The sequence below is a fragment of the Paenalcaligenes sp. genome (assembly GCF_030152715.1).
Classification (GTDB): domain Bacteria; phylum Pseudomonadota; class Gammaproteobacteria; order Burkholderiales; family Burkholderiaceae_B; genus Paenalcaligenes; species Paenalcaligenes hermetiae.
Genome location: NZ_JASLIX010000063.1, coordinates 1 through 9,949 on the forward strand (window position 1 = coordinate 1; position 9,949 = coordinate 9,949).

The window sequence follows — 9,949 nt, forward strand, 5'->3', positions numbered from 1 at the left end:
TGAATCCGTGGGTCGTTGGTAAGGGCACGCGCTAAGGCAGCACTAAGCTCGCGCCAGCGTCGTTGTTGCCGTAGCTGGTCGGTGGGCTTCATTTCTTTCTCCTTAAACGGTACTAAGCTCAAGTTCTTCATTAAAACAACGCTGATAAAGCTCGGCGACTAGGGCCTGTTCTTCCGCATCGCATTTATTCAGAAAAGAAACACGAAAAGCATGCTGCTTATTTTTAAAAATGGTGCAGTTTTCAGCCCAGGTGATCACGGTGCGTGGTGACATGAGTGTTGATAAGTCTCCCATTGCAAACGCATTGCGTGTTAGTTGGGCTAGACGGACCATAGCTCGTATATCCGTTAAACCTTGAGGGTGGTTTTTGCTTGGAACGCGACCGGCCACTATTGCCACTTCTTGTTCCTCGGGCAGGTAGTTCAATGTGGTCACAATGTTCCAGCGATCCATTTGAGCATGGTTTAAATGATGAGTACCGTGATAAAGCCCTGTGCTATCACCTAAGCCCAGTGTGTTGGCGGTAGCAAAGATCCGAAAATAGGGGTGGGGGGTGAGCACACGGTTTTGATCAAGGAGCGTAAAGCGGCCTTCTTGTTCAAGAATTTGTTGGATCACAAACATCACATCTGGTCGCCCAGCATCATATTCATCAAAAATTAAAGCTACAGGGCGCTGTAATGCCCAAGGGATCACCCCTTCTTGAAAAGCCGTGACTTGCAGACCGTCTTCGATGCGAATGGTGTCCTTACCTACTAGATCCAAACGGCTGATATGACCGTCCAAATTAACGCGTACACAGGGCCAGTTCAAGCGCGCTGCAACTTGTTCTATATGGGTAGATTTGCCTGTGCCGTGTCGGCCTTGTACCATCACGCGCCGATTGTTACTGAAGCCGGCTAATAGAGCAAGGGTGACCTCGGGATCAAATAAGTAGGCCTCGTCGACTGGGGGCACATAGGCGGTACGCTCTTTAAATGCTTTTACCTTTAGGTTTGTATCGAAACCGAAAACATCTCTTACCGATACCTCTTGTTCTGGAATCTGTAATTCTTTTTCCATTTATCGCTCCTTTGGTGTGATTTTTAGGGATTTTTACTTAGTATGCCGTATTTTTGGCTGGTTTTTGTTAGGGTTAATCATATATTATTCAAAAAAACGACACAAATTATTCCATTTTTTATTTTTGTGTGCTAGTTTTTACCTTAAGCAAGAGCAAAGTCTCAAATATAAGCTTAAATAATCTTGAAAAAATGGTTTTTATTAGCTGGATGCGTTAATGTATCAGCATATCTATGGAGACATAAACGAAATGAGCCAACAGGTAGATAATCGTAAGGTGGTAACGGGGACAACCAAAATGACACCATCCGAGGCTTTTGTGGAAACGATGGTTGCGAATGGTGTGAAAGATATTTTTGGCATCATGGGTTCTGCTTTTATGGATGCGATGGATATTTTTGCTCCAGCAGGTATTCGCTTAATTCCCGTCGTCCATGAGCAAGGGGCAGCCCATATGGCCGATGGTTATGCTCGAGTTTCCGGTCGACATGGGGTGGTGATTGGACAAAATGGTCCAGGTATCAGTAATTGCGTGACCGGGATTGCTGCGGCTTATTGGGCCCATAGTCCAGTTGTGATTGTGACGCCCGAGGCAGGGACAAATACCATGGGGCTGGGCGGCTTTCAGGAATGCAATCAGTTGCCCATGTTCCAAGAGTTCACCAAATACCAGGGACACGTTACGAACCCAACACGCATGGCAGAGTTTACCGCCCGTTGTTTTGATCGAGCGCTCAGTGAAATGGGACCAACCCAGCTGAATATTCCTCGTGACTATTTTTATGGTGAGATTACGTGCGAGATCCCGCAGCCACAGCGCTTAGACCGTGGTGCTGGTGGTGAGCAATCCATAAACGAAGCAATTGAGCTTTTACGCCAAGCGAAGTTTCCTGTGATTATTTCAGGTGGTGGTGTGGTGATGGGGGACGCGGTCGAGGAGTGTATTGCGCTTGCCGAGCGTTTAGGCGCCCCTGTAGTCAATAGTTACCAGCACAATGATTCGTTCCCCGCTAGTCACCCACAATGGTGTGGACCTTTGGGCTATCAGGGTTCTAAAGCCGGGATGAAGCTGATTGCTCAGGCTGATGTGGTGATTGCCTTAGGTTCACGTTTAGGTCCATTTGGCACATTGCCACAATATGGAATGGATTACTGGCCTAAAGATGCCAAGATCATTCAAATCGATGCCGATCATAAAGTCTTAGGACTGGTGAAGAAAATCTCAGTCGGGATTTGTGGCGATGCAAAAGCGGTGGCTGCCGAGTTAACCAAGCGTTTGGCGAGTGAGACCTTAGCATGTGATGCCACAAAAGAAGAGCGTGCCAAGAAAATGGCGGCTGAAAAAGCAGCATGGGAAGAAGAGCTTGATAACTGGACTCATGAAACCGATCCCTACAGTCTAGATATGATTGCGGAAAATGCCAAAGAGAAAACCTTTAATGGGGGCAATTATCTGCATCCGCGTCAAGTCTTGCGTGAGCTAGAAAAAGCCATGCCAGAAGATGTCATGGTGTCGACCGATATTGGCAATATTAACTCGGTTGCCCATAGTTATTTACGCTTTGAAAAGCCACGTAGTTTCTTTGCTCCCATGAGTTTTGGGAACTGCGGTTATGCTTTGCCCACCATTATTGGAGCTAAAACCGCGGCGCCAGATCGTCCTGCCATTGCTTACGCTGGGGATGGGGCATGGGCAATGAGCATGATGGAGGTCTTAACAGCTGTACGTCACGATATTCCTGTGACCGCGGTTGTATTCCATAACCGTCAGTGGGGAGCAGAAAAGAAAAACCAAGTCGAGTTCTATAATCGTCGCTTTGTTGCCGGGGAGCTAGACAGTCCTTCCTTTGCTGGAATTGCTCAGTCGATGGGAGCAGAGGGTATTGTGGTCGACCGCTTAGAGGATGTAGGGCCCGCTTTAAAGCGTGCGATTGACATGCAAATGAACGAAGGCAAAACATGTGTGATTGAGATCATGTGTACACGTGAGCTAGGGGATCCTTTCCGCCGTGACGCTTTACGTAAGCCTGTTCGTTTATTGGATAAGTACAAAGACTACGTCTAATAGGTATTTATTCCTTTTTTTGGGGTGGGGTTGCTCCCACCCAACTATCCCAGATCAAGGTAGTAATGATGACCGTCGATCCTTTTGTGTTAGCAGGAAAAACCTATCAATCTCGACTTTTAGTGGGCACAGGTAAATATAAGGACTTTGAGCAAACCCGTGATGCGATAGCGATGAGTGGTGCGGAGATTGTGACCGTTTCCATCCGACGCACCAATATTGGCCAAGATCCCAATGAGCCGAGTTTATTAGATTATGTGCCCCCACAAACTTACACGTATTTGCCAAATACAGCGGGTTGTTATAGCGCCGAAGATGCTGTGCGCACTGCTCGATTAGCGCGTGAGTTGTTGGATGGCCATAACTTAATGAAGTTAGAGATTTTTGGCAGTCCTACGAATCTTTATCCCAATATGCCAGAAACTCTTGCTGCTACTAAGACCCTTGTGGCAGAAGGGTTTGATGTCATGGTGTATTGCTCCGATGATCCTGTGCAGGCACGCATGTTAGAGGATCTCGGTTGTGTGGCAGTTATGCCGCTGGCATCAATCATTGGTTCAGGGATGGGCATCCTGAATCCATGGAATATTCGTTTGATTTTGGATCAGATTTCGGTTCCTGTGTTGCTGGATGCCGGAGTGGGAACAGCATCGGACGCCACCATAGCGATGGAGCTAGGGTGTGATGCGGTGTTAATGAACTCGGCACTGGCCTATGCCCAAGACCCAGTCAAAATGGCACGAGCCATGCGGCGTGCTGTACAAGCTGGGCGCGATGCCTATTTGGCAGGAAGGATGCCGAAAAAATACTATTTAGCCGAGGCGTCCTCGCCGACGACGGGGCTCATTCATACCCAGGCCAAACCGGCCGCAAAATAAAAATATTTTTTGGAGACATCATCATGGATAAGAAAAAACTAGAGCTACTCAAAATCTATACCCAAGCATGGAATGATCATGATATCGACACCATCATGAGCATGATGACCAGTGATTGTACGTTTTACACCATTGCTGGTCCGACGGTGATGGGAACGGAGCATCATGGCCAAGAGCAAGTGCGTGCGGCGTTTGCGTCGGCGTGGCAAAACTTTCCTGATGCGGCCTGGTTAGATGGGCAGTTCTACATATTAGATGAGAATCACGCTATGTCGACGTCGCGCTTTAAGGGGACCGATTTGTCAGGTGCGCTACACGAGGCGCAAATGGTGGATTTATTCACCTTTGAGGGTGACAAAATCAAGGTCAAAAATGCTTTTCGTAAAAATCGTCCAGCAGTCAGTGGGAGTTAATTATGAAAGCAGACGTGATCCAGACCGCATCGCCTGTGGCAACACCTGCACGACGCGCCTATGATCCGGCCTATGATCCGTTAGTGGCACAAAATCCAGGCACAGGAACGGATTATGCGCCGACGTATTGGATTGGTACTGCCGGCGAACCCCCAGAGGATGATGGTCCGATCTTGCATGATGTTGAAGTGGATGTGGCCATTATCGGTTCTGGTTTTACGGGTCTGACAACCGCTATTTATCTTGCTCAAGAACATGGGATTAAAGCCACTGTCCTAGAAGCAAATCGTACCGCTTGGGGTTGTAGTACCCGTAATGGTGGTCAGGCGCAGTGTGCCTCGGGGCGTTTAAAGCGTTCGCAATGGATTCAACGCTGGGGGCTAGATGTGGCGCTGAAAATGCACAGAGAGTGCGTGGAAGGCATGGAAAATTTTAAAGCGCTCATTGCCGATATTGACTGCGACCCACAGCCTGGCGGCCATTTATATATTGCACATCGTGAACGGGTCATGCCGGTTTTGGAGCAAGAGGCCGAGCTACTGCGTAACACCTTTGGTTATGATGCCCGCATTTTAGACGCGCAAACAGTACGTAATGAGTGGGTGAATGACCACGAGGCGCATGGGGCGATGCATGAGCCAGAAGGCATTGGGATTCATGCAGGCAAACTCGCTTTTGGTTATTTGAAAAAAGCAAGAGCTTTGGGGGCAACGGTGCATCCATCTAGCCCCGTGCAGTCATGGGAAAGCCGAGGGGGATACCATTATCTGCAAACCCCAGGGGGGGTGGTAAAAGCCAAGGCCGTTGGCGTGGCGACGGGTGGCTATACCTCAAACGGTTTACATCCTGAGTTTAAAAATCGCTTATTGCCGATTTTATCGAATTCGATTGTGACGCGACCGTTAACGCCCGATGAAATTGAAGCTTGTAAATTCTATACCCATCAGGTGTTAACCGATACGCGCGTCTTACGAAACTATTATCGCTTACTGCCAGATAATCGTTTGCAAATTGGTAGTCGTAGTGCGATTACCGGTCGTGATGCACCCCAGCAAAAATACGAGGATTTTTTACGTGGTGCTTTACATCGTAAGTTCCCCGAGTTAACGGGCATTCCTTTGGAATATTCCTGGTGGGGCTGGGTTGACGTCAGTCATGACATGATGCCACGTATCGTACAGCCGGATCCTAAACAAACGATTTATTACGCGTTGGGTTATGGCGGAAACGGTGTGATGTATTCCGCTCAAGCCGGCAAGCGCTTAGCGCAGTGGATTGCAGGACAAGGCCACGAGCTAGATCTCCCTATTTTTCAGAGCAGGCTGCCATTTCCTAATGTGATGGAAAAGGTAGAGGCGGAGTTTTTTGCGCCTTTTCGACGGTTGGGACAACGGTTTTTATATCGTTGGTATTACTTAAAAGACGAGGTGCTATAGGTCTTACTCAGCACATTCTTTACTTGATCATAAATCAAGAAATAACACCTCAAATGAGGGTGGAGACAAAATGATGAAACTAAAAAATGTATTCAAAAATACCATGGTTTGGGCGGCGAGTTTTTTGCTTGCTGGTTCAGTGGGTGCCACCACATTTAAAGTGGCTATTGGTGATGCCGCCGGCGGCACGCAATATGAGCTAGGTAAAGCCTTTGCTGCGAGCCTAAAAGAAAAAACTGGGGGCAAATACCAGGCCGATTTGTTTCCCAATAGTCAGTTGGGAGACGAGCAGGACACCGTTAATGATGCAGCGATGGGCTTATTGGATTTTTCCATTCTTGCCATCAATAACGTTACGCCTTTCTCGCCAACGGTAGCAGTGCTCACTTTACCTTATGTGATTCAAAGTGCCGAGGATGCAAAAAAGCTGACCTTAGGAGAGGTGGGGCAGGAGCTAACGGAAAACACCATCCGCGATGCTGGCGTGCGAATTATTGGCTGGTCTTATTCTGGCTTTAGGGTGTTGACGAATTCTAAGCGACCCGTAAAAACCTTGGACGATTTAAAGGGGTTAGTGATTCGTGTTCCTAAAAATGAGCTAATGATTGCTTCCTATAAGTCGTGGGGGATTAATCCCAGTCCGCTTGCCTGGTCAGAAACGTTTACAGCGCTACAGCAACGCGTGGTCGATGGTCAGGACAACCCCTACATCACCATTTCAGCGATGAAATTCAACGAGGTGCAAAAATACATCACCAACATTCGCTATTTGTTCTCTTTAGAGCCGCTCATTGTTAGCGAGCAGGTTTTTCAACAACAAAGTCCCGAGGTACAACAAGCGATTCTTGAGGCCGGGATGGAGGCAACAGAACACAGTTATCAGTTTTTACAAGACACAGAGGCTCGTATTAAAGAAGAGTTGATTGCAGCGGGTATGGAAATTGTGGATCCCGCCAACGATGAAAAAGAATGGATCGAGGCTGCTACATCTCAAGTGTGGCCTGCTTTTTATGACGTTATTGGTGGCAAAGAACGTCTTGATCAGATTTTAGCTTCTTTAGGACGTTAGTTTTTTAACCCATTTCGCTCTGTGCTTAGGGTTCCTGAGTGCAGAGCGCCTTGCTTAATGCGTTGGCAAAATCCTTTGCTGGAGGCCATTATGGGCGTAAAAAAAGCCTTATTCCATCTGGTAAACCACATCGAAGAGTATGTGTGTGGGCTGCTGCTCAGTGCTTTTGTGTCGCTGTTGTTTGTGCAAATTTTAATGCGACAGTTCTTTGCTTACTCGATTCCTTGGGCTGAAGAGGTCGCTACCTACATGTTTGTTTGGTTTGCTTATTTAGGTGCTGTGGTAGCGGCGAAAATGTCTGCCCACAACCGCGTTACTTTTCAATTTAAGCCCTTTCCGCCCATCGTAAAGAAAGTCTCTGAGACCGTAGCAGATTTAATTTGGGTGGCATTTAATGTGTATTTCACGTGGTTAAGTTACGACTTCGTCTTTAATCGCATGAATTTATTTTGGAAGTCGCAAACCACAGGCGTGCCAATGAAGTATTTTTTCATGGTGCTTCCGTTGGCATTTGGCTTAATGTCATTACGTATTTTATGGAATAACTATTTGATTTGGTTTAGATCCGTTGAAATGGTTGATCCAGAAAGCCAAGAATTAGCGCAAATTCAGAAAAAAAGCCATGCTTTAAAAAAACAATTAAAAGGAGCCTAAGATGGAGCAGCAAATAGTTGGGCTTTTGTTCGGTAGTTTTGTGGTGTTGCTGTTGATCGGCGCTCCTATTACGGTATCGCTGGCTGGTGCGGCGATGGCCGCTTTTTTGGTCTTGGGGAAAAATCCCATTTCCTTTGTACAAATCGCTTTTACTTCAGTTGGTAGCTTTCCATTAATGGCATTGCCGGCATTTATTTTAGCGGGCGCCTTGATGGAGGCGGCGGGTATTTCTAAGCGTTTAGTTGATATCGCAGAAAGTCTGGCTGGTCCAGTGACAGGGGGCTTAGGCTTAGCAACGGTATTAGCGTGTTTGTTTTTTGGCGCGATATCTGGGTCTGGGCCGGCAACCACTGCTGCAGTAGGTATGCTGATGATTCCGGCGATGACTAAGCGTAATTATGACTTAAGTTACGCGTCTGCCGTGACCGCCTCATCAGGTGGATTAGGTATTATTATCCCCCCGTCTATTCCTATGGTCATTTTTGGTATCTCGGCCTTAGGGATGCGTCCACCGGCCGAAGCGATCAGCCTACATGGGCAGTTTTCTTCGGTGTCCATTTCTAAGCTATTTGTTGCGGGTGTGGTGCCTGGGCTAGTGATGGCGTCCAGTTTATTAACCATGAACTATTTGATTTCACGTAAAGAGGGATACAAAGGCACCGAAGAGGGCTGGGACATGAGAGCGGTTGGCGTCGCACTCAAGCGTGGCTTTTGGTCGATACTTGCCCCTGTTTTTATTTTGGGTGGGATTTATGCTGGGTTTTTTACGCCGACTGAGTCAGCGGTGATTGCTATTTTCTATACGTTATTTGTAGGGATTGCGATTCATCGTGAAATCACCTTTAAAAAGGTGTTTGTGGCTTTGCGTACCACGACATGGATCACCGGTCGAGTGCTGCTGATTCTTTTTGCGGCGACGGTTTTTGGCAGGCTCTTGGTCGAGCAGCGTATTCCAGCTGTTATTGCGGATTCTTTGATTAATTGGACCGACAATATGTATTTGATCTGGACCATTTTGATCTTTTTTCTGCTCTTTGTGGGTATGTTTATGGAAACCTTGGCCGCTATCATGATTTTGGTGCCCGTGTTATTACCGGTGACCTATATGCTGGGGGCGGATCCAACCCATGTTGGTATTGTGGTGATTTGTGCTTTATCTGTAGGGTTTATTACGCCTCCGCTTGGAGAAAACCTATTTGTGGCTTCAGGCATAGGTGGGGCAACAGTAGAGCAGATTGTGGTGCGTGTGTTGCCTTTTGTCGCGGTGTTGCTAGTCGCTATTTTTGTAATAGCTTTTTTTCCTAGCTTAACGTTGTGGTTGCCAGAAATGATGGGGTACTAAAATGCAGACAAAGAAAAAAACGCTAGCGTTATCTATGGCCTCTGGGTTGATGATGTTGGCGCTGGGGGCTGTACCGGTGCAGGCAGAGCAGGTGGTGAATGGGGCCGTGTTAGCGCATACGCAGCAGTTAGAGCAACGCGTACACCAGTTACTGGATAAAGCGGTGGCCCATGTGCAACAACGGGGCATTGTTGGTGTTAATGACTTTAACCGGGATCCACGATTTACAGACAGAGAGCTCTATGTATTTAGTTTAAGTCGCACCGGGGTGTTGTTATCCAGTGGAGGGTGGTCGGCGACCTTAGTCGGGCAAAATGTACTTGATGTGACCGATGCTGAGCAACGTCCTTTTTTCCAGCGCATGCTAGAGCAAGCCAAGCTCAGTGATGAAGGCAGTGTTGAGTACTTTTGGTTTAATCCAGCTGATGGAAGCAGTGAACCCAAGCTCACCTATTATAAGGTGGTAGATAACGTGGTGATTGCAGCAGGCTATTTTCCTGGCTTTGCTACCGAGGAGCAGGCTAAAGCATTACTGGAGCGCGCGGTTAGTGAGTATTATCAAAACCCGGTTCGAGCTTTACGCAGATTCCGTAATCCTAACAATGGTTACCGCAACCAGGATCAATATGTTTTTGTTTTGGATAAACAGGAACGCTTGATCGTCTGGACACCAGCGGATACGCAGCTTAACGATACGAAACTCGATCTTGTGGTTGATATTCAAGGCAAAGCTTTTTTAAAACAGATAGTCGATAGTGCCGATCCAAACCTGATTCAACAGGTGGATTATTGGTGGTTGAGCCCGATGACAAAACGGGTAGAGTTGCGGCGCGCTTTTTATCAGCAGGTAGGGGAGTCAGTCTTAGCGGTAGGCACTTTCGTGTTACAGAAATAATTCCTTTAACTGGACTCCTGTGGCCGTTTGTGTTGATCGCCTTTCAGAAGTGGGCGGTGATGGTGGAAGAGACTACAATAGTTTGTTTATTGTTTACGAATGTTTTAACAGGACTAGGATGACATCACGCCATCA

General features: G+C 47.3%; 9 protein-coding genes. 8 read left to right on the forward strand and 1 reads right to left on the reverse strand.

What is annotated here, in order from left to right:
- Window positions 1-102: 102 nt before the first annotated feature.
- Window positions 103-1,062, reverse strand: a complete 960-nt coding sequence (locus Q1V74_RS05290) for an AAA family ATPase (protein ID WP_300647374.1) — start codon at window positions 1,060-1,062, stop codon at window positions 103-105.
- Between the two features lie 250 nt (window positions 1,063-1,312).
- Between Q1V74_RS05290 and xsc the strand changes: the two genes are divergently transcribed.
- The 8 genes from xsc (at window position 1,313) to Q1V74_RS05330 (ending at window position 9,814) form a co-directional block, all read left to right on the forward strand.
- Window positions 1,313-3,127 (forward strand): sulfoacetaldehyde acetyltransferase, encoded by a 1,815-nt coding sequence (xsc, locus tag Q1V74_RS05295; protein WP_300647375.1) that lies wholly within the window; start codon window positions 1,313-1,315, stop codon window positions 3,125-3,127.
- 65 nt (window positions 3,128-3,192) lie between these two features.
- A complete protein-coding gene (locus tag Q1V74_RS05300; protein WP_300647376.1) occupies window positions 3,193-4,005 on the forward strand; it encodes a thiazole synthase in 813 nt (270 codons plus the stop codon).
- Window positions 4,006-4,028: 23 nt separating this feature from the next.
- Window positions 4,029-4,418 (forward strand): nuclear transport factor 2 family protein, encoded by a 390-nt coding sequence (locus tag Q1V74_RS05305; protein WP_300647377.1) that lies wholly within the window; start codon window positions 4,029-4,031, stop codon window positions 4,416-4,418.
- A gap of 2 nt (window positions 4,419-4,420) precedes the next feature.
- Window positions 4,421-5,854, forward strand: a complete 1,434-nt coding sequence (locus tag Q1V74_RS05310; protein ID WP_300647378.1) for an FAD-binding oxidoreductase — start codon at window positions 4,421-4,423, stop codon at window positions 5,852-5,854.
- 70 nt (window positions 5,855-5,924) lie between these two features.
- On the forward strand, window positions 5,925-6,923 hold the full coding sequence (locus Q1V74_RS05315; protein WP_300647380.1) for a TRAP transporter substrate-binding protein: 999 nt from the start codon (window positions 5,925-5,927) through the stop codon (window positions 6,921-6,923).
- Window positions 6,924-7,013: 90 nt separating this feature from the next.
- The gene (locus Q1V74_RS05320) at window positions 7,014-7,577 is read left to right on the forward strand and encodes a TRAP transporter small permease (RefSeq protein WP_300647381.1); all 564 of its coding nucleotides are present in this window, start codon (window positions 7,014-7,016) and stop codon (window positions 7,575-7,577) included.
- A 1-nt stretch (window position 7,578) separates the two neighbouring features.
- Complete coding sequence (locus tag Q1V74_RS05325; RefSeq protein ID WP_300647382.1) at window positions 7,579-8,919, forward strand: TRAP transporter large permease; 1,341 nt, start codon at window positions 7,579-7,581, stop codon at window positions 8,917-8,919.
- Window position 8,920: 1 nt separating this feature from the next.
- Window positions 8,921-9,814, forward strand: a complete 894-nt coding sequence (locus Q1V74_RS05330) for a cache domain-containing protein (protein ID WP_300647383.1) — start codon at window positions 8,921-8,923, stop codon at window positions 9,812-9,814.
- The last annotated feature ends 135 nt before the right edge of the window (window positions 9,815-9,949 follow it).

Excerpts from the sequence above, each read along its gene's own strand:
- Q1V74_RS05290 (WP_300647374.1), bottom strand. The coding sequence starts at position 1,062 with ATGGAAAAAGAATTACAGATTCCAGAACAAGAGGTATCGGTAAGAGAT.
- Q1V74_RS05330 (WP_300647383.1), top strand. The coding sequence starts at position 8,921 with ATGCAGACAAAGAAAAAAACGCTAGCGTTATCTATGGCCTCTGGGTTG.
- Q1V74_RS05305 (WP_300647377.1), top strand. The coding sequence starts at position 4,029 with ATGGATAAGAAAAAACTAGAGCTACTCAAAATCTATACCCAAGCATGG.
- Q1V74_RS05300 (WP_300647376.1), top strand. The coding sequence starts at position 3,193 with ATGATGACCGTCGATCCTTTTGTGTTAGCAGGAAAAACCTATCAATCT.
- Q1V74_RS05310 (WP_300647378.1), top strand. The coding sequence starts at position 4,421 with ATGAAAGCAGACGTGATCCAGACCGCATCGCCTGTGGCAACACCTGCA.
- Q1V74_RS05320 (WP_300647381.1), top strand. The coding sequence starts at position 7,014 with ATGGGCGTAAAAAAAGCCTTATTCCATCTGGTAAACCACATCGAAGAG.
- Q1V74_RS05325 (WP_300647382.1), top strand. The coding sequence starts at position 7,579 with ATGGAGCAGCAAATAGTTGGGCTTTTGTTCGGTAGTTTTGTGGTGTTG.
- Q1V74_RS05315 (WP_300647380.1), top strand. The coding sequence starts at position 5,925 with ATGATGAAACTAAAAAATGTATTCAAAAATACCATGGTTTGGGCGGCG.
- xsc (WP_300647375.1), top strand. The coding sequence starts at position 1,313 with ATGAGCCAACAGGTAGATAATCGTAAGGTGGTAACGGGGACAACCAAA.